Annotated in this window: 25 protein-coding genes and 2 pseudogenes; 13 read left to right on the forward strand and 14 right to left on the reverse strand. The window is 50.1% G+C overall.

The features are described from left to right. Positions 1–206: 206 nt before the first annotated feature. Both ACSTTO_RS10410 and ACSTTO_RS10415 read right to left on the reverse strand, forming a co-directional pair. Complete coding sequence (locus ACSTTO_RS10410; protein WP_439273121.1) at positions 207–2,759, reverse strand: ABC transporter permease; 2,553 nt, start codon at positions 2,757–2,759, stop codon at positions 207–209. Next, positions 2,756–3,466 (reverse strand): ABC transporter ATP-binding protein, encoded by a 711-nt coding sequence (locus tag ACSTTO_RS10415; RefSeq protein WP_439273122.1) that lies wholly within the window; start codon positions 3,464–3,466, stop codon positions 2,756–2,758. The genes ACSTTO_RS10410 and ACSTTO_RS10415 overlap by 4 nt, the downstream gene beginning before the upstream one ends. 271 nt (positions 3,467–3,737) lie before the next feature. On the opposite strand from ACSTTO_RS10415, the gene ACSTTO_RS10420 reads away from it, so the two are divergent. Both ACSTTO_RS10420 and thpR read left to right on the forward strand, forming a co-directional pair. Further along, positions 3,738–4,346 carry an arylesterase gene (locus ACSTTO_RS10420; RefSeq protein ID WP_439273275.1) on the forward strand — a complete coding sequence of 203 codons (609 nt, stop codon included), beginning with the start codon at positions 3,738–3,740 and terminating at the stop codon, positions 4,344–4,346. A gap of 296 nt (positions 4,347–4,642) precedes the next feature. Continuing rightward, positions 4,643–5,290 carry an RNA 2',3'-cyclic phosphodiesterase gene (thpR, locus tag ACSTTO_RS10425; protein ID WP_439273123.1) on the forward strand — a complete coding sequence of 216 codons (648 nt, stop codon included), beginning with the start codon at positions 4,643–4,645 and terminating at the stop codon, positions 5,288–5,290. Positions 5,291–5,365: 75 nt separating this feature from the next. Here thpR and ACSTTO_RS10430 read toward each other — a convergent pair whose 3' ends face one another. Next, positions 5,366–5,884 (reverse strand): low molecular weight protein-tyrosine-phosphatase, encoded by a 519-nt coding sequence (locus ACSTTO_RS10430; RefSeq protein WP_439273124.1) that lies wholly within the window; start codon positions 5,882–5,884, stop codon positions 5,366–5,368. A 202-nt stretch (positions 5,885–6,086) separates the two neighbouring features. On the opposite strand from ACSTTO_RS10430, the gene ACSTTO_RS10435 reads away from it, so the two are divergent. From ACSTTO_RS10435 to ACSTTO_RS10455, 5 genes are all read left to right on the forward strand, one after another. Then, positions 6,087–6,386, forward strand: coding sequence for a 4a-hydroxytetrahydrobiopterin dehydratase (locus ACSTTO_RS10435; protein WP_439273125.1), 300 nt, complete (start codon positions 6,087–6,089; stop codon positions 6,384–6,386). A 61-nt stretch (positions 6,387–6,447) separates the two neighbouring features. Further along, positions 6,448–6,852 (forward strand): YkvA family protein, encoded by a 405-nt coding sequence (locus ACSTTO_RS10440; protein ID WP_439273126.1) that lies wholly within the window; start codon positions 6,448–6,450, stop codon positions 6,850–6,852. Positions 6,853–7,135: 283 nt separating this feature from the next. Next, a complete protein-coding gene (locus tag ACSTTO_RS10445; RefSeq protein WP_439273127.1) occupies positions 7,136–7,639 on the forward strand; it encodes an invasion associated locus B family protein in 504 nt (167 codons plus the stop codon). Positions 7,640–8,018: 379 nt separating this feature from the next. Next, a complete protein-coding gene (rlmN, locus tag ACSTTO_RS10450) occupies positions 8,019–9,254 on the forward strand; it encodes a dual-specificity RNA methyltransferase RlmN (RefSeq protein ID WP_439273128.1) in 1,236 nt (411 codons plus the stop codon). After that, positions 9,251–9,697 (forward strand): hypothetical protein, encoded by a 447-nt coding sequence (locus tag ACSTTO_RS10455; protein WP_439273129.1) that lies wholly within the window; start codon positions 9,251–9,253, stop codon positions 9,695–9,697. Before rlmN ends, ACSTTO_RS10455 begins: the two co-directional genes overlap by 4 nt. 22 nt (positions 9,698–9,719) lie before the next feature. On the opposite strand, the gene ACSTTO_RS10460 is transcribed toward ACSTTO_RS10455, so the two are convergent. Continuing rightward, complete coding sequence (locus tag ACSTTO_RS10460) at positions 9,720–10,379, reverse strand: LysE family translocator (RefSeq protein WP_439273130.1); 660 nt, start codon at positions 10,377–10,379, stop codon at positions 9,720–9,722. Between the two features lie 222 nt (positions 10,380–10,601). Between ACSTTO_RS10460 and ACSTTO_RS10465 the strand changes: the two genes are divergently transcribed. After that, positions 10,602–11,822: an argininosuccinate synthase gene (locus ACSTTO_RS10465; RefSeq protein ID WP_439273131.1), complete on the forward strand. Its 1,221-nt coding sequence runs from the start codon at positions 10,602–10,604 to the stop codon at positions 11,820–11,822. A gap of 68 nt (positions 11,823–11,890) precedes the next feature. Here ACSTTO_RS10465 and map read toward each other — a convergent pair whose 3' ends face one another. The 8 genes and pseudogenes from map to acnA all read right to left on the reverse strand — a co-directional run bounded on the left by map (position 11,891) and on the right by acnA (position 19,384). Further along, positions 11,891–12,670 carry a type I methionyl aminopeptidase gene (map, locus tag ACSTTO_RS10470; protein ID WP_439273132.1) on the reverse strand — a complete coding sequence of 260 codons (780 nt, stop codon included), beginning with the start codon at positions 12,668–12,670 and terminating at the stop codon, positions 11,891–11,893. Further along, positions 12,667–12,879 carry a ParD-like family protein gene (locus ACSTTO_RS10475; protein WP_439273133.1) on the reverse strand — a complete coding sequence of 71 codons (213 nt, stop codon included), beginning with the start codon at positions 12,877–12,879 and terminating at the stop codon, positions 12,667–12,669. The genes map and ACSTTO_RS10475 overlap by 4 nt, the downstream gene beginning before the upstream one ends. A 147-nt stretch (positions 12,880–13,026) precedes the next feature. Then, positions 13,027–13,140: pseudogene (locus tag ACSTTO_RS10480) on the reverse strand (lytic transglycosylase domain-containing protein); the annotation flags it as partial. Positions 13,141–13,270: 130 nt separating this feature from the next. Next, the gene (gene trhA / locus ACSTTO_RS10485) at positions 13,271–13,930 is read right to left on the reverse strand and encodes a PAQR family membrane homeostasis protein TrhA (RefSeq protein WP_439273134.1); all 660 of its coding nucleotides are present in this window, start codon (positions 13,928–13,930) and stop codon (positions 13,271–13,273) included. A 472-nt stretch (positions 13,931–14,402) separates the two neighbouring features. Further along, a pseudogene (locus ACSTTO_RS10490) lies at positions 14,403–15,233 on the reverse strand (transglycosylase SLT domain-containing protein); the annotation flags it as partial. After that, entirely contained in the window at positions 15,233–15,421 is a 189-nt protein-coding gene (locus ACSTTO_RS10495) for a hypothetical protein (protein WP_439273136.1), read from the reverse strand. The pseudogene ACSTTO_RS10490 and the gene ACSTTO_RS10495, both read right to left, overlap by 1 nt. Before the next feature lie 233 nt (positions 15,422–15,654). Next, positions 15,655–16,347: a fumarylacetoacetate hydrolase family protein gene (locus tag ACSTTO_RS10500; protein WP_439273137.1), complete on the reverse strand. Its 693-nt coding sequence runs from the start codon at positions 16,345–16,347 to the stop codon at positions 15,655–15,657. A gap of 346 nt (positions 16,348–16,693) precedes the next feature. After that, positions 16,694–19,384 carry an aconitate hydratase AcnA gene (acnA, locus tag ACSTTO_RS10505; RefSeq protein ID WP_439273138.1) on the reverse strand — a complete coding sequence of 897 codons (2,691 nt, stop codon included), beginning with the start codon at positions 19,382–19,384 and terminating at the stop codon, positions 16,694–16,696. Between the two features lie 335 nt (positions 19,385–19,719). On the opposite strand from acnA, the gene ccmA reads away from it, so the two are divergent. The 5 genes from ccmA (at position 19,720) to ACSTTO_RS10530 (ending at position 22,697) form a co-directional block, all read left to right on the forward strand. Further along, positions 19,720–20,379, forward strand: coding sequence for a heme ABC exporter ATP-binding protein CcmA (ccmA, locus tag ACSTTO_RS10510; RefSeq protein ID WP_439273139.1), 660 nt, complete (start codon positions 19,720–19,722; stop codon positions 20,377–20,379). Beyond that, positions 20,376–21,041, forward strand: a complete 666-nt coding sequence (gene ccmB / locus ACSTTO_RS10515; protein WP_439273140.1) for a heme exporter protein CcmB — start codon at positions 20,376–20,378, stop codon at positions 21,039–21,041. Before ccmA ends, ccmB begins: the two co-directional genes overlap by 4 nt. Before the next feature lie 80 nt (positions 21,042–21,121). Further along, the gene (locus tag ACSTTO_RS10520; RefSeq protein ID WP_439273141.1) at positions 21,122–21,934 is read left to right on the forward strand and encodes a heme ABC transporter permease; all 813 of its coding nucleotides are present in this window, start codon (positions 21,122–21,124) and stop codon (positions 21,932–21,934) included. Continuing rightward, complete coding sequence (ccmD, locus tag ACSTTO_RS10525) at positions 21,931–22,092, forward strand: heme exporter protein CcmD (RefSeq protein ID WP_439273142.1); 162 nt, start codon at positions 21,931–21,933, stop codon at positions 22,090–22,092. Before ACSTTO_RS10520 ends, ccmD begins: the two co-directional genes overlap by 4 nt. Continuing rightward, positions 22,092–22,697: a DsbE family thiol:disulfide interchange protein gene (locus ACSTTO_RS10530; RefSeq protein WP_439273276.1), complete on the forward strand. Its 606-nt coding sequence runs from the start codon at positions 22,092–22,094 to the stop codon at positions 22,695–22,697. Before ccmD ends, ACSTTO_RS10530 begins: the two co-directional genes overlap by 1 nt. Here ACSTTO_RS10530 and ACSTTO_RS10535 read toward each other — a convergent pair. Together ACSTTO_RS10535 and ilvD are read right to left on the reverse strand one after the other, a co-directional pair. Next, entirely contained in the window at positions 22,694–22,816 is a 123-nt protein-coding gene (locus ACSTTO_RS10535) for a hypothetical protein (protein WP_439273143.1), read from the reverse strand. The genes ACSTTO_RS10530 and ACSTTO_RS10535 overlap by 4 nt on opposite strands. A gap of 1 nt (position 22,817) precedes the next feature. Continuing rightward, complete coding sequence (ilvD, locus tag ACSTTO_RS10540; RefSeq protein WP_439273144.1) at positions 22,818–24,653, reverse strand: dihydroxy-acid dehydratase; 1,836 nt, start codon at positions 24,651–24,653, stop codon at positions 22,818–22,820. Positions 24,654–24,760: the final 107 nt, after the last annotated feature.

Raw genomic sequence — 24,760 nt, forward strand, 5'->3', positions numbered from 1 at the left:
TCTTGCCTTGTTCCGTCCGGTGTCAGGGACGCTTCAGGGCGCTCCCAGGCGCCGCTGGCGGAACCCCAGCATGCCTGCCTGATATAATGGTTATTTTACATGGTCAAAACAAGGCTGAACATGCCTGAAAAAGCAAAAAAGCTTATATTTTTGAATCTTTTGTATTAATTTTTCGCCTTCATGAAACGGGAAAAGCAACTCCTGCCTCATAATTCCCGCAAGACAGTGCCAGCCTTCTGCCCCAATACCCGCCATGTGCCGGCAAGTCCGAAACCAATTGTTACAACCAGCGCCGTCAGCACGGTAAAAAATGCCACATCCGGCAATATTCGCATCGGAAAATTCATCAGCAGCGCCACCACAAACCATGCCGCAAGCCCGCCTGCACCAAGGGCAAAAACAGCTGTGGCAAAACCAAGCAATGCATATTCGTAAATAAAGGCACGGATCAGTGTCAGACGTGTGGCACCCAGTGTTTTTAATACCACCGCATCATATTGCCTTGCGCGGTTGCCGGCTGCCAATGCACCTGCAAGCACCAATATGGCAGCAAGCAGGCCAATTGAGGCTGCAAAACGGATTGCCGTTGCCAACTGGCTGATAAGATCATTTGCCACTTCAATGGCATCTTTAACCCGCACAGAGGTAACTGCCGGAAAATTTTGCGTTATCTCACGCAAGACAGCCGCTTCCTCTTTTGATGTGGCCTTTGCATCTGTGAGCGTGGAGAGCCATGAATGCGGCGCGCCGGCAAATGTATTGGGGGAAAACACCATGACAAAATTGATCGCCAATGTTTCCCATTCCACCTGGCGGAAATTGGCAATCTTTGCAGTAATATCGCGGCCAAGCACATTCACTGTGATTGTATCGCCAAGTTTAAGCCCGAGCTCTTCCGCTTCTTTTGCTGAAAAAGACACCAGCGGCTCACCGTGATAATCTGCAGGCCACCATTTACCCTGTGACAGGGTGGTATTTTCCGGCAGATTTTTGGCATAGGTAATACCGCGATCGCCACGCAACACCCATGCACCTTGCGGCGGCACATTAACTTTATCCGCTTTGGTGCCATTCAGCGCCACAATACGCCCGCGTAACATGGCAGCACTCACTATTTTGCCTTCGGGCGCAATTTTTGCCAGCAAATCACGAAAATCATCAATTTCCGTATTTTGAATATCGATGAAAAAGAAATTTGGTGCATGGGCAGGCAGGTTCTGAGTGATCTGGCGGCGCAGATTGCCATCCACCATTGCCAGCGCCACAATCAATGTCAGCCCAAGGCCAAGTGACAGCACAACGGAAGATGTTAATGCGCCGGGGCGATGAATATTGCCAAGCGCCAGCCGCAAAGCCGGCGATCTGAACCGCGGTGCCTTGCGTGCCAGCATCCGCAAACCGGCTGACACGCCGCGCAAGATAACAAAAGCTGCAATAGCGCCAATAATAAACACACCGGCAATGCGCTGATCTTCAACAAAAAATAACACAAGTGCAATCAGTGCCAGTAACAAAAAGCCGGCAGCAATCATATAAAATACCGGCCGCCGGCCGCCTTGATCAAAACCTTTTTGACGAAACAGGCTCGTTGCCGGAATTATCCGCGCCCGCCCCAGAGGCAGCAATGCAAATATCAGCGTTGTGATAATGCCAAAAACTGCCGCCAGTATCAAAGCCTGCGGATAGAATTGCATATTATGGCCGACCGGCAGATAGGACGACAGGCCATAAATTGCGCCGGCACTCAAAACCAGTGAGAAGACAAGCCCTGCTGCAATACCAATCAGGGCAATCAGACATATCTGGCAGAGATAGATCAGCACTACAAAATCAGCCGGTGCTCCCAGCGATTTGAAGGTTGCAATAACAGATCTTTTGCCGTCAAGAAAACTGCGTACGGCATTAGCCACGCCAACACCGCCGATAATCAGAGATGTAAGGCCAACAAGGGTGAGAAATTGCGAAAACCGCTCAATATTGGCCGCCAGTGCCGGCGCAGCATTGGCGCGGGTGCGGATATTCCAGCCTGCTTGAGGGAAATCTTTTTCAGCGGCACGTATAACAGCCTTTAAATGGCTGTTCTGCACATTATCCGGCAAGGCGATTTTATAAAGATAATTGACAAGACTGCCGGGCTGCACCAGGCCGGATGCACGCAATGCCTTATCCGAAATTAAAAAACGCGGGGCAAGCGCCATGCCGGCACTTAGCATATCCGGCTCGTTTTCAATTATTGCCCGTAAGGTGAATTTTGCCGCGCCAAGCATGACCTGATCACCAATTTTCAGGTTCAGACGATCCAGCAAAAGCGGTGACACCGCAGCGCCATAGGCACCATTTTGCAATATAAAACTTTGACCGGCAGGCAAATCCGGCCGCAGTTTCAGCCTGCCATAGAGCGGATAGGCGCTATCGACAGCCTTCACTTCAACCAGCGCCTGATCAGATCCGTCCTGCAGGCGCACCATTGAGCGCATGGTGATATTTTCTGATACTCTGCCCTGATTTTCCAGAAACTGCCGTTCTCCGGCATTCACTTCACGCTGGTTGAGCATGAAACTGATATCACCGCCCAGAATGGCCTGTCCTTCTGTTGCCAAACCATCTGCAATGGAACGGGCGATGGAGTTAACTGCGCCAATTGCCGCCACACCAAGGGCAATACAGCCAAGAAATATGTAAAAACCGGCCAGACCGCCGCGCATTTCACGCAAGGCAAAGCGAAAAGCCAGTGCAAAAGATGGTTTTATCTTGTTCATTGTGCCGCTGCCATCTGCATCGGCTTTTCATGAATTTGACCGGAGCACACCCTGATCTCACGCCCGCAGCGGGCAGCCAGTGCCGGATCATGGGTAACCAGCACCATTGTCAGCCCGTGTTCTTGTTGTTTGGCAAAGAGCAAATCGGCAATCTGACGGCCGGTTTCCGTATCAAGATTTCCGGTTGGCTCATCCGCAATCAGTATAGCCGGCTTTGGTGCCAGCGCCCTGGCAATTGCCACACGCTGCTGCTCGCCGCCGGACAGGCTGGCCGGATAATGCGACAGGCGTTGCCCGAGCCCCACCGCCTGCAAGGTTTGCCGCGCAAGATCAAAGGCATCCGCACGGCCTGCCAGTTCCAGCGGTACGGCCACATTTTCCAGTGCAGTCATATTGGGAATAAGGTGAAAAGACTGAAAAACAATGCCGATATTGCGCCCGCGAAACGCCGCTGCCTGATCCTCGCTCATCTGGTCAATGCGCCTTCCGCTAATTTGCACCTTGCCGCTATCCACTTTCTCAAGGCCTGCAAGCACCATCAGCAAGGTTGATTTTCCGGAGCCAGAAGGCCCGACAATACCAACCGATTCACCATTGCCTATCTTCAGGGAAATATTTTTGAGCACATGTACACGGGCACTGTCATGCCCCAGGGTCAGATCAATCTTTTCAAGCTGAATAACGGGTTGCAAAGGCTGCTTTGTCACATCATTTCCCTGATCAATGGCGAAAGTTTATCTTTATCTGGGGGCATAACGATAAAATGTACAGGGAGATTGGCTAAATTGTGCCCTTCAATTTCAGCCCTGTTATTCCGCAACCTTGTCCGTTTTCCCCTCAGGCATAAGATCGGATCCAAGCCCTTGCAAGCTTGGTAAAATGTGCCATATGGATAGTATCCGAAGCTGACGGGATAAAACAATGATGCAGCGGTGCATTTCTATGGCCGGTTTAGGTTTTTTTCTGGCATTTTCCCTGATGCTGTCTTTTGCAGCATCGGCGCAGGAAGCTGATAGCGAAACCGTTAAGATTGTCGGCTTTGGTGACAGCCTGATGGCCGGATATCAACTGGCACAGGATGATGGCTTTACCGCCCGGCTGCAGGCTGCATTAATGAAGGATGGCTACAGGGTAACAGTGAGCAATGCCGGCGTCTCCGGTGATACCAGCAGCGGCGGGCTTACAAGGCTTGATTGGTCCATTCCTGATGAAACGCAACTGGTTATTCTGGAACTTGGCGCCAATGATGCCTTGCGCGGCATTTCTCCTGAATTGACCGGCAAAAATCTTGATCAGATGCTGTCGCGCCTTAAGGAGCGCGGTATTCCTGTCTTGCTGGCCGGTATGATCGCCCCGCCCAATATGGGCAGTGACTATGCTGCAAAATTTAATCCGCTTTATAAGACACTTGCCGATAAATATCAGGTCAGGCTCTATCCGTTTTTTCTTGAAGGCGTGGCAGGCAATAAAAAACTGCTTCTGGAAGATGGTATGCACCCCAATCCGCAAGGGGTGAAAGTGATGGTGCATAATATTTTGCCGGATGTGAAAGCCATGCTGGACAGGGAAGCGATGGATCTGAATTAGAATCAGGGCAGCACGCTTTAACAGGGATTCATCTTCCTGACACAATCCCTATGTTATTTCTCAATTGCGCAATACATGACCTGGTATAACCGGCAGGATTTTGAAATAACCAGAAAACCCTGTCAGTTACAGCAACAAAACCCTTGTTTAACGGGCAGATCAGTGTTTCGCTCTTTGTCAGGCCGTGCTACCCTTTTTAAAGGGAGCAATCCGGCCGTTGCAGATCAGACCGCCGGTTAATGGTGCTGATCTTGCAGGATCGCTTTTTGAGACCCATCCTGTTTGAGGAGGATGCCATGCCGCGCCTTTTCACTGCCCTTGAAATCTCCCGCGATGCCGCACTTTCCCTGTCTTTATTACGCGGCGGGCTTATTGGCCCCAAAGGCTCAGTACGCTGGATTGATCCGGAAAATTATCACATCACACTGCGTTTTATCGGTGATGTTGAAGGCCATGTGGCCGATGAGATTGTTCATGCGCTGGATCGCATTGACCGTGAGAGTTTTACCCTGCAGCTTGCCGGTGTGGATGTTTTTGGTAACAAAAAACCGCATAGTATTTATGCAGCTGTTGCGCCTTCGCCGGAACTTCTGGCACTGCAGGCAGAAATGGAGCGTATCTGCCAGCGGCTGCGCCTGCCGCCTGATCCGCGCAAATTCACGCCTCATGTTACATTGGCGCGGCTTAAAGGTTTGCCGGATACACAACTTGCGCGCTATCTTTCCGCGCGGGGCAATTTCAGCACAAATCCGTTTAATGTCTCGCGCTTTGTGTTGATGTCTTCAAAGGAATCCACTGGCGGCGGCCCTTATGTGGTGGAAGAAGTCTGGCCGTTGCGTCAATCACATCACCTCCCATCGCAGGAAAACAGGGGAAGCCCTGTTTTATTACGGCATGGGTTTTCAGCCGGTGCATCGGCTGATCTTTTGCGGGGATTTAAATAATTTAACCGCGCAAGGCTAAAAAAAGAGCCTTGTGCGGTTTTTTTCGGATAAATAATGAGCAGGCTGCAGAAGCGGTTAGACCTTTTCCGCCTTTTCAAAAATATGTTCCAGCCGTTCGGCCAGAGCTTTGGCTGCATCATAAATCATATGATAAACCTGTTCAAACTCTCTGTCCGTGCCGTAATAAGGATCAGGAATTTCCACACCATAATCTGCATTCTGGCTGTTCAGCCCGTCCCGGGCGATCGCCGTGAACAAGCCGGTTTTGGCCGGCGAGCCTGAAGGCGCAAGACGGTTGACCGTCATCAGATTTTTCTGATCCATGGCCAATATCAGATCAAAACGGTAAAAATCGCTGGTTTCTATTTGCCGGCAACGATGGCCGGCTATATCCACATTATGTTGCGCGGCAACGGTTACGGAGCGGGCATCCGGAGCTTCACCGATGTGATAATTGTTGGTTCCTGCAGAATCGATGATAAATTCTTTGTTTGGATAGCGCTGTTTGAGAACAGAACGCATAACGCCTTCAGCCAATGGTGAACGGCAAATATTACCAAAACAAATAAATAAGATTGAGAACGGCTGCTGCATAAGACCCCCTCAGCACTTGAATATAAAAATTGGCATTTTCCCGCATTTCTGCCAAAATTTTTCAGACAAATTTCTCAATTTATATCAGCCTGTTTCTGAACCGAAGCTGTACAGATCTTGGAATATGATAATATTATTTCAAAAAATAGTATTATTTTCCGGTCAGTATCACTCGTTTAAATCACTGCAAATGAGGTTTCCCATGCCCTATACTTTGCTGACACCCGATGCGGTAAATATGGCTCTTGCCTCTCTGCCGGGCTGGATCCTGTCATCAGACGGCAGTGCAATAAGCCGCAATTTCAGGTTTCATGATTTTAATGCCGCCTTTGCCTTTATGACGCGCATTGCCATGGCCGCTGAAAAGCTTAATCATCATCCGGAATGGTCAAATGTTTATAATAAAGTGGATATTACGCTGACCACTCATTCCGCCAAAGGGCTGACAGAGCTTGATATGCGCATGGCGCAATGGATCAGTAATTATGCAGGCCAGGGCTGATCTTGCAATTTACTGTATCCGGCACCATTTCTTCGTTTGAAAGGGTTTTGGAAGGTTTGCTATGGATAATGCAAAGATCCGTCATATTTTGCAGCCGGGCTCAGAGCGCACACAGCAAAGCCGTGCGCAATATGTGCGCAAAAAATTCTGGAAAACCCTGAAAAAGGCCGCAGGTAATATACCTTTTACTGAAGAGCTTGTTGCCTCTTATTATTGCGCGCTTGATCCGCAAACGCCGCGCCGTGCGCGGGCAATCCTGCTTGCGGCATTAGCCTATTTTGTATTGCCGTTTGATTTTGTGCCGGATTTGCTGGTGGGGATAGGCTTTACCGATGATGTTGCAGTGTTGATGGCAGCACTTGCTGCCATCCGCAATCATATCACACCGGCGCATTTTGCAGCCGCACGCAATGCCTTGCGCCAGGATCCGGAATCGGAATCCGATATCAAACCTGATATTGCATAGGCTGCCAAACCATATTCTCCGGCTGTTTTATAAGGCTTAGAGAAGCAGAAACAAAAATTGGCGGCCAAATTATCGCCTTTTTCATGATGCTCAAGTCACCATAAGGGGCGGATGAGCAATGATTTTTGCATATTGTGTAAGAAAACAGCTCATTTGCATCAAAACTTCACGGTTTGGTAACCCAGATTAAGTCAAATTAAGACAAACAAACGGGACATGCTGTGCAAAAGCATGTTTCCCGGATTTTGAGTTTGAAGCAAACGAAAGAGAACCGGTAGGACCTATGCTTGGAAAATCGATCGTCGCGGCTTCTGTGTTCATGATTGGAATGGCAGGCAGCGCACTTGCCCAAACCCCGAGCCAGATCAGCCAATTCAACGCCTGGGGCGCATATAGCTATCAGTCGGGCAACGGTAAAGTATGCTATGTCCTGTCTGTTCCGACCCAGAAACAGCCCTCCAATGTTGACCACGGAGATAATTTCTTTCTCGTCAGTCAAAAGCCGGGTCAAAATGTATCTTTTGAACCGCAATTTATGGCCGGTTATGAGCTGCAGGCCAATTCAAAAGTCAATGTTACTATTGGCAATGCACGCTTTACCATGTTTACCAATGGCAAATCCGGCTGGATGGAAAATGCAGCGGAAGAGCCAAAGCTGATTGCCGCCATGCGCGGCGGTGCCGATATGGTTGTGAATGCCGTTTCAAAGCGCGGCACAAAAACCACCTATACCTATTCTCTCAAAGGAATTACCGCGGCACTCTCCGCCATTCAAAAATGCCGATAAGGCAGGTAAATCCCTGTAAATTTTTTAAGCCGGGGCTATCCCCGGCTTTTTAGGCTGTTTTTGTCAGAGCAGAATCGCTCACTGTTTCAAACGTTCTTTTGCCGCTTACAGGCACAAAAAGCCTTGCTTGACGCAATTTTGGCATGAAGGGCTGTTATTTCTATATTCAGCATGACACAACGCATAATCCCCGATGCCCGATAAAAGCGTGACGCGGCACATTTTCCGTGATATGAGGCCTCAATTCAGGGCGTTTTTTGTGTTATTTAATACCGAGCCCGTTTTTTGATCATGCAACAATGTCGCTTTATCAGGCAATCCCGTCAGGGTTTTGATTCTTTTGATGCGGCTGTGCAATTGTGAGCCTTAAGTAAAGCCAATGTCTGTTTCTTACGACCTTACCGCGCCGCAAACCCGTGATGCTCTGGCAGTCAATGCACGTATGATGCTGGCGCAGAAGCCAAGCCTGATCGGGTTGTCACGCGAGGAGCTGGGCGCTGCCTTGCTGGAAATAGGTGTTCCCGCCAAACAGATTAAAATGCGTATTGCCCAGCTCTGGCACTGGCTCTATGTGCGCGGCGTATCTGACTTTGATGACATGCTAAATATTTCTAAGGATCTGCGCCACAGTTTGAAGGAAAATTTCAGCATCGCTCGTCCGGAAATGGTTGAAGAACAAATTTCCAATGACGGCACACGCAAATGGCTGTTCCGTTTTCCGCCTCGCGGTGCTGGCCGTCCGGTGGAAATTGAAACCGTCTATATTCCCGAAGAAGGCCGCGGCACATTGTGCATTTCCTCGCAGGTTGGCTGCACGCTTACCTGTTCTTTCTGCCATACCGGCACGCAAAAAATGGTGCGTAATCTCACCGCAGAAGAAATTCTAGCGCAACTTTTGGTGGCGCGCGATCGTCTGGGGGACTTTCCGGAAAAAGGCACGCCCGACGGTGCAATTGTTCCCGCCGAAGGACGTAAAGTCACCAATATTGTGATGATGGGGATGGGCGAGCCGCTTTATAATTTTGAAGAGGTCAAAAAAGCACTGCTCATTGCCTCGGATGGCGATGGCTTAGCGCTTTCCAAACGGCGCATTACTTTGTCCACCTCCGGGGTTGTGCCGGAAATTTACCGTACCGGTGAAGAAATCGGCGTGATGCTGGCTATTTCACTGCATGCGGTGCGTGACGAATTGCGCGATATGCTAGTGCCGATCAATAAAAAATATCCACTCACCGAACTGATACAAGCCTGCCGCGATTATCCAGGGCTTTCCAATGCCAAACGCATCACTTTTGAATATGTGATGCTCAAAGATGTTAATGACAGTATGGAAGATGCCAAAGCACTGGTGAAACTGCTCAAAGGCATTCCGGCCAAGATCAATCTCATCCCCTTCAATCCGTGGCCTGGCACCAATTATCAATGTTCTGATTGGGAACAGATTGAGCGGTTTGCTGATTATGTGAATGCGGCAGGCTATGCCTCGCCGATCCGCACGCCGCGCGGACGCGATATTTTTGCCGCTTGTGGTCAATTAAAATCAGAATCTGAAATTATGCGGAAAAGCGAACGTCTTAAACTTGAAGCCATGATGGCAGAAGGAAATGCTATTTGAAGCAATCTTCAATTTTTTTGCTTTTAAAGATTTTAGCCGGCTATTTTTTAACCACGGCGATTGCGCTTCTTTGCCTGTTATTTTTCTCTTATCCGCAGAGTTTTTTATTTCCGGCAGGGATTGAAGATCCGGTTGAGTTTATCAAAGGCATGGGCGGCGCCTTATTACTCGGCTGGATTTTAGCATCTTATTTTCTGGCGCTTCCCTGCGCCGTTTTTATTCTGGTTACAGAGATTTTCGCTTTAAGAAAACGCCTTTTTTATATGGCTTTTGGCGCCATTCTGGGCATTGCCATGCTTTATTATAACTGGCTTCATGACAGCCTGTTCAGGATTGGCGGCATTTTGATCAGCGGCGCATTTTGCGGGCTGATTTACTGGAAAATTGCCGGCCGCAATGCCGGCACTATCAAACAGAATATCTGCAATAAAAACAAAGTTTGAAACCCGTTAGTTTTTATCTTGGCTATTGAGATTGTGCCGTTAAAATTTTCAGCGCAAAAACTGAAAACGCGCCGGCAAATATATAATCAACCCAGCGCGTAACAATCGGATTTTTCTTTAAAAGCCCTGCAAATTTATCCGCTGCCACAATCATCGGCACCACAACAGGCAAAGCCAGCGGAATGAAGGAAAGACCAAGAAACAACAATTTGCCCGGCGCATGAGGATCATGCGCGGAAACAAATTGCGGCAGAAAGGTCATGTTAAACAGGATAATTTTCGGGTTCAATAAATTAATTCCCAGCCCCGTTGCCCAGTTTTGAAACAGGCTATGCTTTTTTCCGCTGCCTTTTTCAGGTGAAAAGGCCGAGCCCTGACGAATAGCCTGTATAGCCAGCCACACCAGATAGCCGGCACCTGCCGCTTTCAGCACGAAAAACGCATTTGGCGAAGCAATTATGAGTGCAGACAAACCGACTGCCACCATTGTTGTATGCACCACAATACCGCTTAGCGCGCCGGCAAGGCAGGCAAAACCGGCTTTTTGCCCTTCCGATAAGGCGCGCCCGACAAACAGGGTCATATCCGGCCCCGGCGTGATGGAGAGAATAAAAGTTGCAATGGCAAACTGAACCAGCACCGGCCAATCCGGTATAAAAGTCAAAGAACTGAAGAAAGACATAAACAGGCCCCGAAACAACAAAGCCTGGTCAAATTAACGCAGAAACATCTGGCAAGGAACCGGATTTGCATGCCGGCCTTTAAATTTTAATAATCGTACTGTTCAGCCTCAAGATCGCTTGCTTCGCATTATTGAAATGATAAAAGAAAACACAGACAAAAAGTCTTCTGCTTGGCAGAAACCACCTCATAAGCCACAGCGGCGCTGTACTGGACACAAAAAATGAATAACTGGAAAGACGTTAAAAAAGTCGTGCTCGCCTATTCAGGCGGCCTTGATACATCCATCATTCTGAAATGGTTGCAGACCGAAATCGGTGCGGAAGTTGTTACCTTCACCGCCGATCTTGGACAGGGTGAAGAACTGGAGCCGGCACGCAAAAAAGCCGAAATGCTCGGCATTAAAGAAATCTATATCGAAGATGTGCGCGAAGAATTTGTTCGCGATTTCGTCTTTCCGATGTTTCGCGCCAATGCCGTTTATGAAGGGGTGTATCTGCTCGGCACATCCATTGCCCGTCCGCTCATTTCCAAGCGTCTGATTGAAATTGCTGAAGAAACCGGCGCTGATGCCATTGCCCATGGCGCAACCGGCAAGGGCAATGATCAGGTACGTTTTGAGCTGTCCGCCTATGCGCTCAATCCGGATATCAAAATCATCGCGCCATGGCGTGACTGGTCGTTCAAAAGCCGTACGGATCTGCTCAATTTTGCAGAAAAGCACCAAATCCCTGTAGCCAAGGACAAGATGGGCGAAGCACCATTCTCGGTTGATGCCAATCTGCTGCATTCTTCCTCGGAAGGCAAAGTGCTGGAAGACCCGGCAATTGAAGCACCGGAATATGTGCATATGCGCACGATCTCGCCGGAAGCAGCGCCGGACAAGCCAACCATTATCAAAATCGGCTTTGAAAAAGGTGATGCGGTTTCCATCAATGGCGTGCGCATGTCGCCTGCAACCCTGCTGGCAAAACTCAATGATTATGGCCGCGATAATGGTATTGGCCGTCTCGATCTCGTGGAAAACCGTTTTGTCGGCATGAAATCACGCGGTGTTTATGAAACACCGGGCGGCACTATTTTGCTCACCGCACATCGCGCTATGGAAAGCATTACGCTGGATCGCGGCGCTGCCCATCTTAAAGATGAGCTGATGCCACGCTATGCAGAACTGATCTATTACGGTTTCTGGTTCTCGCCGGAGCGGGAAATGCTGCAAGCTGCCATTGATCACAGCCAGCGCCATGTGGAAGGTGAAGTGACCCTGAAACTCTATAAGGGTAATGTGATTGTGACAGGTCGTGAAAGCGATAAATCGCTTTATTCCGATAAGCTTGTTACCTTTGAAGATGATCACGGCGCCTATGACCAGAAAGATGCGGCAGGCTTTATCAAGCTCAACGCATTGCGTCTGCGCACATTGGCTGCACGCAATCGCCGCTAATAGCGATTGCTCACCAAATAAAAAAGCCCTTTGCGATGCAAAGGGCTTTTTTGTATCTGGGCTTGCTTTTATTTCAGCAAATCCAACATTTTTGTCTCATCAGGGCGCAGTGTTAAAACCTTGACACCATCGGCTGTCACTTGCACCGTATGTTCGAATTGCGCTGATAATTTTCCGTCCTTGGTCACCACTGTCCAGCCGTCTTTTTTGGTTTTGACCCGCGCGCTGCCCTGATTGAGCATCGGCTCAATGGTAAAAGTCATGCCTTCGCGCAGCACCACGCCGGTGCCGGCCTTGCCAATATGGATAATATTCGGCTCTTCATGCATTTCACGTCCGATACCATGGCCACAATATTCACTCACCACACCATAGCCATGTTCTTTAGCAAAGCGCTCAATCGCATGGCCAATATCGCCAACCGTTGCGCCGTCGCGTACGACAGCAATCCCCCTCCACAAGGCTTCGTAGGTGCTGCGCACCAGCTTTTCCGCATAAGGCGGCACGTCGCCAATCATATAGGTCTTGCTTGAATCAGCAATAAAGCCGTCTTTTTCAAGCGTAATATCGAAATTGATGATCTGGCCGTCAGCAATCACATCTTTTTCAGACGGCATGCCGTGGCAGACAACTTCATTGCGCGAGCAATTTAATACATAAGGGTAATTATATTGCCCTTTACTGGCAGGACGTGATTTCAGCGTGTTGATGATATAATCTTCCACCTGATCATTCACCTGCATAGTCGTCATGCCTATCAGCGGCAATTGATCAATGAAGACAAATACATCAGCCAGCAAACGGCCAGCAACGGCCATTTTTTCCAATTCTTCAGCAGTTTTTATCATGATAACCTTTGTGCAATCTGCCCAAGGTCAACCTTGGCATTGCGTAACTGCATCTGCACAATATCATTAAATGTCATGTCGGGATGAGCTTGCGCTAACATGCCGATTTTTATCCAATATTCTGCCTGTGCATTAATTGAGCGGCACATTACATCACTGGTTTTACGCAGCTCCTCATGCAATGCGTCATTAATTTTTACAATACCCATGGTGCAACCAATATATGATTCATATACGAAACGTATATTGGTGATAAAACTAAAAATCAATAGAATATGAAAAAGACAACGCTTGCCTTAGCAACCCGTTGCCGTTCATCATTCTAGCCAGATTGAAAAACTTAAATGCTACTTGCGTGCGGGACGCAAACCAGTTTCTTCCAGCAAGCCGCTTGGCTGCCCACGATACCCCATACCGCGCGCAGTCGGATGACTGATCTGCATCAACCCCCAATAAGGCCCGTTGCGGGCGGCTGCAATCGCGGTTAATCAGACCGGACTCTTATGATCATAAACAGCCGGAGTGATCCCGTTGTTTTTATGCGGATTTTTATATTGTCTTTATGCAACCCAATCCGGCATCCGCTTTAATGCTGCAATATCAATAAACAGCGAGAAACACGGCACTATAATGAAGAGCCGCACCTGTTACCACAAAGCCGTGCCAAATGGCATTTTGGAAGCGAAGACGCTCCCAGACATGGAATATAACACCCAGTGAATAAATAATGCCGCCTGCGGCGATCAGTACTACCACCGGCATTGAAAGAAACTGCAATAACTGATCATAAATCAGCACGCCACTCCACCCAAGCGCCAGATAGAGCAGGATTGCCAGACGGTCAAAACGTCCCGGCAGCAGCAATTTCAGCGCAATACCACAGGCGGCAATCAGCCAGACAAAACCCAGATGCCCCAAAGCACCTTCTCCCATTTTCATAATAAACGGCGTGTAGGTACCGGCAATCAGCACATAAATCATTGAATGGTCAAAGCGGCGCAAAAACTGCTTTATCGGTGACACCGGCCAGATATTATAAATTGCAGAGACTGTCAGCGCGGCCACAAGGCTCAACACATAAATCAGGGCGGAAATATAAATTACCGGTGAAATTTGTCCGGCAAAATACCAGAGCATAACAACCGCGCCACTAATGGCCAGCAGCACACCAATAATATGAATAATGCCGTCTGCCCATAATTCGGCCTTATCATATAATCGTGCAACAGAGGCTTCAGCTTTTTGCAAAATCTGGTTCATAGCAAACAATCTGCCTTGTTTTTTGCCCGTTTTGCCTCTTGCCGTAATATAATAATAACCGCCTGAAAGATTATCATGGCAAGATTATATTGGCGGGACGAAACAGCTTCAAAATCCGGGCGAAAGGAATATGCAACCGGCTCAAGATAAATATGCGTGGTAAAATGACTATGCGGCAAAATGATTATAGTTTCATGACCAGATAATGACTGCCGGATAAAATCATCGTTTTAATCACAGCAGCTCTGCGGCCTGCAATAAAACCCGCCTGATGCGCAGCCGCACAAGCGGGTTATGAAAAAATGCAAAATCAGCGTTGGATCATTTCACGTTTTTTAAAATAAACGCGGGATGCCTTGCCGGCCGGGTCTGCTTTTTTCACAGATTGCGTGATAACGGGGTCAGTCTGTGCCAGATTTGTTGCTTCACTATCCGCAGATGGTGCTTCAGCAAGATTTGTTGTGGTTTTTCCGGGCTCTATAAAAACCGTACGGATGGATTTGGGGCCGGTACGCAATCCTGTTTCTTCCAGCAGGCCCTTGCGCTTGGCATCATAATAATAACCGCGGGCATAGAATTTAACCGCCTGCGTTTCATTGCCGCCAGCCACTTTATAGGCGCCGGCAAGATATTTGACCGCGTAACGCAGATTGGTATTGGCATTGAGCAAACCTTGCGGGCTGCCCTGATAGCCCATACCGCGTGCCGTGGCATGGCTGATCTGCATTAAACCGAAATAAGGTCCGTTGCGGGCTGCCGGATTATAGCGGCTTTCACGTTGTACCACACGATGCACCAGCCGTTCCGGCACCTGATAAGCGGCTGCATATTGACCGATGAGACTATGCAATGCCGGTTTGGATTCAGCTGCAATGGCAGCACGTGCTTCAACCAGATGGTTCGCCGTGCCGGATTTGGTAACACCATTATATTTAACTTCGCCAGGCACATTATGTGCGCCGGTAACCGGCGAGGGCGCTGCAGAGGCAAGCAGGGCTTCCGTCGCCGTTTGGCGAAACATTGGTAACGGCACTGCGGCCGGCAAAGCCGGATCAGCTGTAGTGGTTGCAGCCATTGCCAATATTTGCGCGCCCTCATCATCAGGCTTGCTGTCAGCCGCATAGGAAGATGCAACTAAAGCGGCACTTTTGGCGCTGTCCTGCCCGGTTTGAGCGGCTATGGCTGTGTCTGTTAAAGCATCGTTATTGGCAAGTTTGGGATCAGCAGTGGTGTTGCAGCCTGCAAGCATTACAGCGCCGGAAAACAGAAGAACAAAACGCAGTGCCAGAGAAACCATTCGCATCAGGCACCCAATTCGTCATTAAGTCGATTTTCCAGTTCTACCAGATCTTCCGGTACAGGCAGACCGCCGGCGCGCATCGCATTAAGCTTTTCACGAATGATCTCAGCCAGTTCATGCTTATCTTCCGGCTGATTGACCATTTGCTCAAACAGCAAAGCGATTTCCGCCTTGATCTCTTCAAATGCCATCGGGCGATCCTTTATGTTATCTGCGTTTGCGCAACACAAAGCATTTCTTGTCAAATCCAGACAGTGTTATCAGGCTTGCCCATTGCTGTCATACAAGCCGGAAACAAAAACGCTTTCGCAGTAAAAATCGTCACAGAACCCTGAAGATGAAGGATTCCGTATTATGGATGATTAAATATTTACAGGGATTTTGCCAGTGAAGCCAGCCGTAAAATTCGCCAAGGCCTCACAGCTCAGACAACTTTTGTTGTCAGTTGTCCGATAGCGTCAACACCCCCTTGTAAAATATCGCCTCTTGCAACGGCACCAACACCGGCAGGCGTACCGGTAAAAATCAGGTCGCCGGCCTGCAATTCATAAAGGGTGGAGAGAATGGCAATCGTCTCCGGCACAGACCAGATTATCTGATTAATATCACCTTGCTGTACAATTTTACCATTTACTTTCAGCCAGATAGCGCCGTTTTTCAGGTGGCCGATACGGCTGGCAGGCACTAAGGCTGAACATGGTGCAGAATGTTCAAAAGCCTTGGCGGTTTCCCACGGGCGTCCCAGTTTTTTGGCCTGTGCCTGCATATCGCGCCGCGTCATATCCAGCCCCACCCCATAACCATAAATATGATTATGGGCTTCTGCCGCCGGAATATTCTTGCCACCTCTATCAAGCGCCACAACCAGTTCAATCTCATGATGCACATCACCGGACAGCGGCGGATAGGGGAAATCGCCGCCGTCTGTAACCAGATTGTCAGGGTTTTTCTGGAAGAAAAACGGCGGATCGCGCTCGGGATCATGCCCCATTTCCCGTGCATGGTCTGCATAATTGCGCCCGACACAATATATACGGCGAACAGGAAAACGCTGCTCGCTGCCTTCAACCGGCAAAGTAACCGGCGGCTGTGCGGCAAAAATCAGCTTATCAGGCATGGGGTTCTCTCAAAAAATCAATATCTGCATATAGTTGAAACTTATAAGCATTTTTAACCGAAATGCGAAGAGATTTTACATAGAGATAAAATGACGAAAAAATTGGCTGAATAAATAAATGATGCCGATAATCCCGTTCGCAGGCACTTTTTCTATGAGGCGGCTGCCGCCTCTGGTCAAAGCAATAAACTAAAAAAGAGTCCCGGAGCTCTCTGCTAAATTATACAAATGCGGTTTTGAATGGTTGGCGGCACATGAATTTGCTTAAGCAATAATGCTGTGAAGCTGCTATAAAAAAACGCCGCTGAAGAAATTCAGCGGCGTTTTATCAGTCTGTATATGCCTGTCAGGCTTTGGCCAGATCACGCAGAACCGTCTGCAAAATACCGCCGTTCTTCATATAATCCAGCTCATCCAGCGTATCGATACGGCAAATCAGCGGTACCTGCTTTACCGTGCCGTCAGCAAAGGTAACGGTTGCATTGGTCTTTTGGCGCGGACGAATATCTGCCAGACCTTCAATAGTTACCACTTCATCGCCTTTAAGCCCCAGAGACTGCCAGCTTGTGCCCTCTTCAAACACAAATGGCATAATGCCCATACCAACCAGATTGGAGCGGTGGATACGCTCAAAAGACTGGGCAATCACTGCTTTTACGCCAAGCAGATTGGTGCCTTTGGCAGCCCAGTCACGCGATGAACCATTGCCATATTCAACGCCTGCAAAGACAACGAGCGGTACGCCTTCACTCTTATATTCCATCGCAGCGTCGTAGATCGACATCTCTTCCTTTGATGGATAATGGATGGTGTAACCGCCTTCACGGCCATTTTCACCCAGCATATGGTTGCGGATACGGATATTGGCAAATGTACCGCGCATCATCACTTCGTGGTTACCGCGGCGGGTACCATACTGGTTGAAATCTGCCACAGCCACACCGTGATCGAGCAGATATTTACCGGCAGGCGACTGCGCCTTGATCGAACCGGCAGGGGAGATGTGGTCGGTGGTGATCTTGTCACCGAACAGGCCAAGCACACGTGCGCCGTTAATATCCGAAATTTCACCGGCTGATTTGCTCATTCCTGTGAAATATGGCGGATTGCGCACATAGGTTGACTTGTCGTCCCATGCATAGGTCTGGCCGGCCGGCACCTGAACAGCCTGCCAGTTTTCATCACCCTTGAATACGTCGGCATATTTTTCCGAGAAGATTTTGCGGGTAACATTCTTGGCAATGAAATCCTGAATCTCAGCGGAAGACGGCCAGATATCACGCAAGTAAACCGGATTGCCATCCTTGTCCTCGCCAAGCGGTTCCTTGGTGAGATCCTTGGTAACGGTACCGGCAAGAGCATGGGCAACAACCAGCGGCGGAGAAGCCAGATAATTGGCCTGAACATCAGGCGACACACGGCCTTCAAAGTTACGGTTACCCGAAAGCACTGCAGCGCCGATCAGCCCTTTTTCATTAATGGTCTTGGAGATCGGTGCAGGCAGCGGGCCGGAATTGCCGATACAGGTGGTGCAGCCAAAACCGACAAGGTTGAAGCCCAGAGCATCCAGATCTTTCTGCAGGCCTGCATTTTCCAGATAGGCAGCAACAACCTGAGAGCCCGGAGCCAGCGAGGTTTTAACCCAAGGTTTGGTTTTCAAACCTTTGGCAACAGCATTGCGGGCAAGAAGACCGGCAGCAATCAGCACGCTTGGGTTGGATGTGTTGGTGCAGGAGGTGATCGCGGCAATCACCACATCGCCATGGCCGAGGTCAAAATCTTCGCCCTCAACCGGATAGCGGGTGGTCTGACCGGTGGTCTTTTTATATTCGCTTTCCAGCGCACTCGCAAAACCGGAAGCAATGCCTTCCAAAGGAATGCGGCCTTCAGGGCGCTTGGGGCCGGCCATGGACGGAACAACATCGCCCATATCCAGTTCAAGCACATCGGTAAAGACAGGATCTTCACTGCCTGCCTCACGCCACATGCCCTGTGCGCGGGAATAGGCTTCAACCAGTTTGAGACGATGCTCGTCACGACCGGTTGTGTTCATATAATTGATGGTTTCCTTATCAAGCGGGAAGAAACCGCAGGTCGCACCATATTCAGGCCCCATATTGGCGATTGTGGCGCGGTCTGCCAATGTCATATTATCAAGGCCGGCACCGAAAAATTCAACAAATTTGCCCACCACGCCTTTTTTTCGCAGCATCTGGGTAACGGTCAGCACGAGGTCTGTTGCGGTTACCCCTTCCTTGAGCTTGCCGGTCAGCTTGAAGCCGACAACTTCCGGCAGCAACATGGAAACAGGCTGGCCAAGCATGGCAGCTTCAGCCTCGATACCGCCAACACCCCAGCCTAAGACGCCCAGACCATTGACCATGGTGGTGTGGCTGTCTGTACCAACGCACGTGTCAGGATAGGCAATGGTTTCACCGTCTTCTTGCTTAGTCCACACGGCCTGTGCCAGATATTCCAGATTAACCTGATGGCAAATACCGGTGCCGGGCGGCACAACACGGAAATTCTGGAAAGCCTGCTGGCCCCATTTCAGGAAGCGGTAACGCTCGCCATTGCGCTGATATTCAAGTTCAACATTGTTTTTGAAAGCCTGGCTGTTGCCGAATTCGTCAACAATAACCGAGTGGTCAATAACGAGGTCAACCGGTACCAGCGGGTTGATTTTTGATACATCGCCGCCAAGCGCCACCATGGCATCGCGCATGGCTGCAAGATCAACCACGGCAGGAACGCCGGTGAAATCCTGCATCAATACACGTGCAGGACGATAGGCGATTTCCGCGCCGGCCTGACCGCGGTCTGCAAGCCATTTGGCGACATTTTCAATATCGGTTTTCTTGACGCTGCGACCATCTTCAAAACGCAGAAGATTTTCAAGCAGAACCTTCATCGAAAAAGGGAGTTTGGATACGCCTGTCAGACCGTTTTTTTCAGCATCGGTCAGGCTGTAATAAACGTAGTCTTTGCCGTCGACGGTAAGCGTCTTGCGGCATTTGAAACTATCGATGTGCGACACAATGTTCGTCCTTCATGCTTGCGGCCGAAACCTGAGACGAACGCCTTAGCTTGCGTTTCAAGGACGCGCTTCAAGGTGCGGGTGCAGTCATTTCCGCTGTCCGTCCCGGGGCCTGCGCTTGAAATAAACATCAGGCTTTTGAGATCGGCCAAAAATGGTTTCCACGCCGACCGCTGGCATGGTCGCTCCCCATATAGTCAGTTTTTTAAAACTGTTCCAGACTCTTCTGCGGCAAAATTATGCTATTGCGGCGAAATGTTGCGGATTGTTTTCTTGTCGTTCCTGATAGGGAATATCCCGTCAATTTGTAAAAAAATCATGTTACGGGAGGGCTTATGCGCCTTGTTGCGGAAAATCTGGGCGGTGAACGGGCAGGAAACCTTCTGTTCAACTCTCTGTGCGCAACAGTAAAAAACGGGCAGGCTCTGATTATAACCGGCTCCAATGGCGCGGGGAAATCAACTTTGCTGCGAATCATTGCCGGCCTGTTGCCTGCCGCAGAAGGAGCTGTGTGGCTGGAAACAGAAAGCGGTGCGGAGCCTGTTGCCGTGCACAGTCATTATTTAAGCACTCTTAATGGGATGAAACCTGCACTGACCGTTTATGAAAATCTTCAATTCTGGCAGGATTTTCATGGAAATCCGCTGCTCGAAATTGATGAAGCCCTGGAAATGGTCGGGCTTGGCAATATTGATCATCTTCCCTATGGCTGTCTTTCCACGGGGCAGAAACGCCGCGTCACCATTGCCACGCTGCTGTGCTCGCACCGCCCGTTATGGTTGCTGGATGAGCCGACTTCAGGGCTGGATAATCATGCACAAATGATGTTTGCCGGTATAATGCGTAATCATCTGGCTTCAGGCGGTATGATTGTGGCGGTTACACATATTGCACTGGGGCTGGAGCAGGCCGGTACTGATATTGTGCGGCAATTGCGGCTTGAAGACTATCGTCCGCAAGATCATGATATGGATATGCAGGACTGGATAGGATGAAAGCATTATTCTGGCGTGATCTGCGCATTGCAATCCGTGCCGGCGGCGGCGCCCTGACCGGCATCCTGTTTTATCTGGCTGTGGCTGCTGTGGTGCCTTTTGCCGTGGGGCCGGATTTAAAGCTTCTGGCGCGCATCGGCCCGGCCATGTTGTGGCTTGGTGCGCTTTTGGCGGTGCTGCTTGGCCTTGACCGGTTGTTTCAGGCAGACCGCGAGGACGGTTCGCTTGATGTGATGATCATGGCGCGGGAGCGGCACTTCCTCACGCTGACGGTGATGGTAAAATGCCTGTCGCATTGGGTGGCAACGGTTTTGCCGCTGGTGATTGCCGCGCCGTTTCTGGGGCTGATCATGAATATGGAGCCGCTGGCAATCGCAGCAACAACGCTGACATTGTTGATCGGCACACCTGCGGTTATATTTATCGGCGCGTTGGGGGCTGCATTGGCGGTGTCCATGCCGCGCGGCGGGTTGCTGGTATCTGTGATGATTCTGCCGCTGACCATTCCGGTGCTGATTTTCGGTGTTTCGGCATCCTATGGCGCGGTGACAGAAAATGCCGCATTTCTCTCGCCCTTGTTGATGCTTTCGGCCAATACGTTGATTGCAGCAATTATCGGGCCATTGGCCGCAGGTTTTGCATTAAAAATCTCGACCGATTAAACCCATGTTATGAAAAGGGAATTGTCTCTTGCAAAACCACTCTAAGGGTAGCTTAAGCTTACAAATATATCCGGGTAACCATGACTGAACGATCAACTGAAAAAGCCTTGTCCAAAGCTGCGCCGCGTCGTTTTCAGGCGTTGCTGGATCTGGCCAATCCGACACGTTTTCTGGATTTGAGCAGTATAATCCTGCCATGGCTTGCAGGGCTGACTGTGCTTGTGCTGCTTGCAGGGCTGTATATGGTGTGGTTTGCGCCGGAAGATTATCAGCAGGGGCTGACCGTTAAAATCATGTTCATTCATGTGCCTTTCGCCTGGCTGTCGATGATGTGTTATACGGTCATGACCCTTGCGGCCCTGGGTACGCTGGTCTGGCGGCATCCGCTGGCAGATGTTTCGGCCAGGGCAGCTGCACCTTTAGGCGCTATGTTTACCGCTTTGGCGTTGATCACCGGCTCTTTATGGGGCAAGCCGATGTGGGGCACATGGTGGGTGTGGGATGCGCGTCTTACTTCTGTTTTTATATTGTTCCTGATGTATCTTGGCATTATCGCCTTAACCCGCGCCCTGGAAGATCAGGCGAAGGCAGCGCGCGCGGCAGCGGTGCTGACACTGGTGGGCTTTATTAATATTCCGATCATTAAATTTTCCGTGGACTGGTGGAACACATTGCATCAGCCGGCATCTGTGCTGCGCATGCAGGGGCCGGCCATGCCGCCAAGTATGCTTTATCCTTTGCTGGTGATGGCGCTTGCCATGACTATGCTGTTTTTTACCCTTCATATAATGGCAATGCGCAATGAGATTTTCAGCCGCCGTATTGCCGCAATGCGTAAGGTTGCGGCACGCAATGCCGATTATGAAAACCGCAAGGCAGGGGCAGTTTTATGACACATATGGCCTATGTTCTTATTTCTTATGGTATTTCTGCTGTTGCCATTGCCGGAATTGTGGCATGGATTTTGCTTGCACAGATCAGGCTGCGGGCAGAACTTGCACGGTTGGAAAAACAGGGCATACGCCGCCGCTCACAAAAGGCAGGGAAATGATGACCGATCCGGTTCAGACAACAGGCCGCAATGATCTGCCACCGCGCAAGAAGACAGTTCTGACAGCATTATTACCCCTGATTATTTTTGCAGCACTTGCCGGTGTGTTTACATGGCAGTTGATGAGTGGCCATAATGCGCAGGAAATTCCCTCTGCGCTGATCGGGCAACAGGCACCACAAACAGACTTGCCTGAACTTGCAGGCCTGTATCTGCCAGACGGCACACAGGTGCCGGGGCTGAAGGCGGCAGATTTGACCGGCGGGGTAACGCTGGTGAATGTCTGGGCATCATGGTGTGTGCCATGCCGCGAGGAGCATCCGCAACTGATGAAACTGGCGCAGGATAAGCGCATCCGTCTTGTCGGGCTTAATTATAAAGATAAGCCGGAACAGGCGCGTATATTTTTGCAAAATCTCGGCAATCCATATAGTGCAATCGGCACCGATAATTCCGGCCGCGCGGGGATTGAATGGGGTGTCTATGGTGTGCCGGAGACATTCATTGTCAATGCTGAGGGTAAGATTGTTTATAAATTTGTCGGGCCTTTGAGTGATGAAAGTCTGGCAAAGCAATTTATGCCCGAGGTTGAGAAGGCGCTTTAAAGCATTTCCAGCAAAAGTGTGGTGCGGTTTTGCTTGCCGGTCATGCAAAAAATGGTGGAAAAATAAGGGAGGGCGCATTTCAGCTTTTTAAAAGGCTGAAATGCGCCCTTCAGTTTCATCTTATTCCGGCACGTGGCGAACCGCGCCCTTGGCCGCACTGGTGGCCATGGCTGCATAGGCGCGAAGCGCGGTTGAGATCTTGCGTTTGCGCTCCTCTGCCGGCTTCCAGCCTTTGGCTTCCATAGCTTTGCGCCGTTCTGCCAAAATAGCATCATCAACATCAAGATGGATTTTGCGGTTTGGAATATCGATATGAATAATATCGCCTTCTTCCACCAAACCGATTGTGCCGCCTTCTGCGGCTTCCGGTGAAACATGACCGATGGAAAGACCGGAAGACCCGCCCGAGAAACGCCCGTCGGTGATAAGCGCACAGGCTTTGCCTAAGCCCTTTGATTTCAGATAGCTGGTCGGATAGAGCATTTCCTGCATGCCCGGGCCGCCGCGCGGGCCCTCATAGCGAATAAGGACAATATCCCCTTCCTTGATCTTGCCATTCAAAATGCCGAGAACCGCACTGTCCTGACTTTCAAAAATACGTGCCGGCCCCGAGAAGGTCAGGATACTGTCATCCACACCTGCGGTTTTAACAATGCAGCCATCTTCCGCCAGATTGCCATAGAGAACAGCCAGACCGCCATCCTGGCTGAAAGCGTGCGCCTTGTCACGGATAACGCCTTTCTTACGGTCTGCATCCACATTGTCAAAATAACGATTCTGGCTGAATGCCACCTGTGTCGGGATGCCGCCGGGCGCTGCGCGGAAAAACTGCTGCACATTTTCATCCTTTGTGCGCTTGATATCCCATTTTTCCAGGGCGTTTTTTAATGTGCCGGAATGAATATTGCCAACCTGTGTGTTGAGAAGGCCTGCCCTGTCCAGCTCGCCGAGAATACCCATAATGCCGCCGGCACGGTGAACATCTTCCATATGCACATCTGCTACGGCGGGTGCTACCTTGCACAGAACCGGCACCTTGCGCGACAGGCGGTCAATATCGGACATGGTAAAATCCATTTCCGCTTCATGGGCTGCCGCCAGAAGATGCAGCACGGTATTGGTAGAGCCGCCCATGGCAATATCCAGTGTCATGGCATTTTCAAAAGCTGCAAAACTGGCAATGGAGCGCGGCAGGACACTGTCATCATTGCCTTCATAATAACGCTTGCACAGATCAACAATCAGGCGGCCCGCTTCAAGAAACAGCTCCTTACGCGCCGCATGGGTGGCAAGGGTTGAGCCGTTGCCGGGCAGGGAAAGGCCGAGTGCCTCTGTCAGGCAGTTCATGGAATTGGCAGTAAACATGCCCGAGCAGGAGCCGCAGGTCGGGCAGGCCGAGCGTTCAATAGCATCAACCTGTTCATCCGTATAATGGTCATCGGCGGCCGCTACCATGGCATCCACCAGATCGAGTTTTTTCTCTTTATCCTGCCAGATAACCTTGCCCGCTTCCATAGGCCCGCCGGAAACAAACACCACCGGTATATTGATGCGCAAAGCGGCCATTAACATGCCCGGCGTGATCTTATCGCAATTGGAAATGCACACCATTGCATCGGCACAATGGGCATTGACCATATATTCCACAGAGTCGGCAATAATCTCACGCGAGGGCAGCGAATAGAGCATGCCGTCATGCCCCATGGCGATACCGTCATCCACCGCAATTGTGTTGAATTCCTTGGCAACGCCGCCGGCTTTTTCAATTTCGCGGGCGACCATCTGGCCAAGATCTTTCAGATGCACATGTCCGGGAACAAATTGGGTAAAAGAATTGACCACGGCGATAATCGGTTTGCCGAAATCACCATCCTTCATGCCTGTGGCGCGCCAAAGGCCGCGCGCACCCGCCATATTGCGGCCATGAGTGGAAGTTCTTGAGCGATAGGCTGGCATGATCATATTCCTTAATCTGGCAGCGCGCTGCACCGGCCTTCTTTCCGGAAATTGCAGAAACGGCGCTTTATCTTGCTGAATATGTCTTACAGTACCCGCGCGTACGG

It is taken from the genome of Pseudochrobactrum albidum, assembly GCF_051851455.1.
GTDB lineage: Bacteria > Pseudomonadota > Alphaproteobacteria > Rhizobiales > Rhizobiaceae > Pseudochrobactrum.

Excerpts from the sequence above, each read along its gene's own strand:
- ccmA (WP_439273139.1), top strand. The coding sequence starts at position 19,720 with ATGCGCCTTGTTGCGGAAAATCTGGGCGGTGAACGGGCAGGAAACCTT.
- ACSTTO_RS10435 (WP_439273125.1), top strand. The coding sequence starts at position 6,087 with ATGCCCTATACTTTGCTGACACCCGATGCGGTAAATATGGCTCTTGCC.
- ACSTTO_RS10500 (WP_439273137.1), bottom strand. The coding sequence starts at position 16,347 with ATGCCTGATAAGCTGATTTTTGCCGCACAGCCGCCGGTTACTTTGCCG.
- ACSTTO_RS10520 (WP_439273141.1), top strand. The coding sequence starts at position 21,122 with ATGACTGAACGATCAACTGAAAAAGCCTTGTCCAAAGCTGCGCCGCGT.
- map (WP_439273132.1), bottom strand. The coding sequence starts at position 12,670 with ATGATAAAAACTGCTGAAGAATTGGAAAAAATGGCCGTTGCTGGCCGT.
- ACSTTO_RS10530 (WP_439273276.1), top strand. The coding sequence starts at position 22,092 with ATGACCGATCCGGTTCAGACAACAGGCCGCAATGATCTGCCACCGCGC.
- ACSTTO_RS10465 (WP_439273131.1), top strand. The coding sequence starts at position 10,602 with ATGAATAACTGGAAAGACGTTAAAAAAGTCGTGCTCGCCTATTCAGGC.
- ACSTTO_RS10495 (WP_439273136.1), bottom strand. The coding sequence starts at position 15,421 with ATGGCATTTGAAGAGATCAAGGCGGAAATCGCTTTGCTGTTTGAGCAA.
- thpR (WP_439273123.1), top strand. The coding sequence starts at position 4,643 with ATGCCGCGCCTTTTCACTGCCCTTGAAATCTCCCGCGATGCCGCACTT.
- ACSTTO_RS10535 (WP_439273143.1), bottom strand. The coding sequence starts at position 22,816 with ATGAAACTGAAGGGCGCATTTCAGCCTTTTAAAAAGCTGAAATGCGCC.
- ACSTTO_RS10410 (WP_439273121.1), bottom strand. The coding sequence starts at position 2,759 with ATGAACAAGATAAAACCATCTTTTGCACTGGCTTTTCGCTTTGCCTTG.
- ccmB (WP_439273140.1), top strand. The coding sequence starts at position 20,376 with ATGAAAGCATTATTCTGGCGTGATCTGCGCATTGCAATCCGTGCCGGC.
- rlmN (WP_439273128.1), top strand. The coding sequence starts at position 8,019 with ATGTCTGTTTCTTACGACCTTACCGCGCCGCAAACCCGTGATGCTCTG.
- ACSTTO_RS10440 (WP_439273126.1), top strand. The coding sequence starts at position 6,448 with ATGGATAATGCAAAGATCCGTCATATTTTGCAGCCGGGCTCAGAGCGC.
- ACSTTO_RS10460 (WP_439273130.1), bottom strand. The coding sequence starts at position 10,379 with ATGTCTTTCTTCAGTTCTTTGACTTTTATACCGGATTGGCCGGTGCTG.
- ACSTTO_RS10430 (WP_439273124.1), bottom strand. The coding sequence starts at position 5,884 with ATGCAGCAGCCGTTCTCAATCTTATTTATTTGTTTTGGTAATATTTGC.
- trhA (WP_439273134.1), bottom strand. The coding sequence starts at position 13,930 with ATGAACCAGATTTTGCAAAAAGCTGAAGCCTCTGTTGCACGATTATAT.
- ACSTTO_RS10445 (WP_439273127.1), top strand. The coding sequence starts at position 7,136 with ATGCTTGGAAAATCGATCGTCGCGGCTTCTGTGTTCATGATTGGAATG.
- ccmD (WP_439273142.1), top strand. The coding sequence starts at position 21,931 with ATGACACATATGGCCTATGTTCTTATTTCTTATGGTATTTCTGCTGTT.
- ACSTTO_RS10420 (WP_439273275.1), top strand. The coding sequence starts at position 3,738 with ATGCTGTCTTTTGCAGCATCGGCGCAGGAAGCTGATAGCGAAACCGTT.
- ACSTTO_RS10475 (WP_439273133.1), bottom strand. The coding sequence starts at position 12,879 with ATGGGTATTGTAAAAATTAATGACGCATTGCATGAGGAGCTGCGTAAA.
- ilvD (WP_439273144.1), bottom strand. The coding sequence starts at position 24,653 with ATGCCAGCCTATCGCTCAAGAACTTCCACTCATGGCCGCAATATGGCG.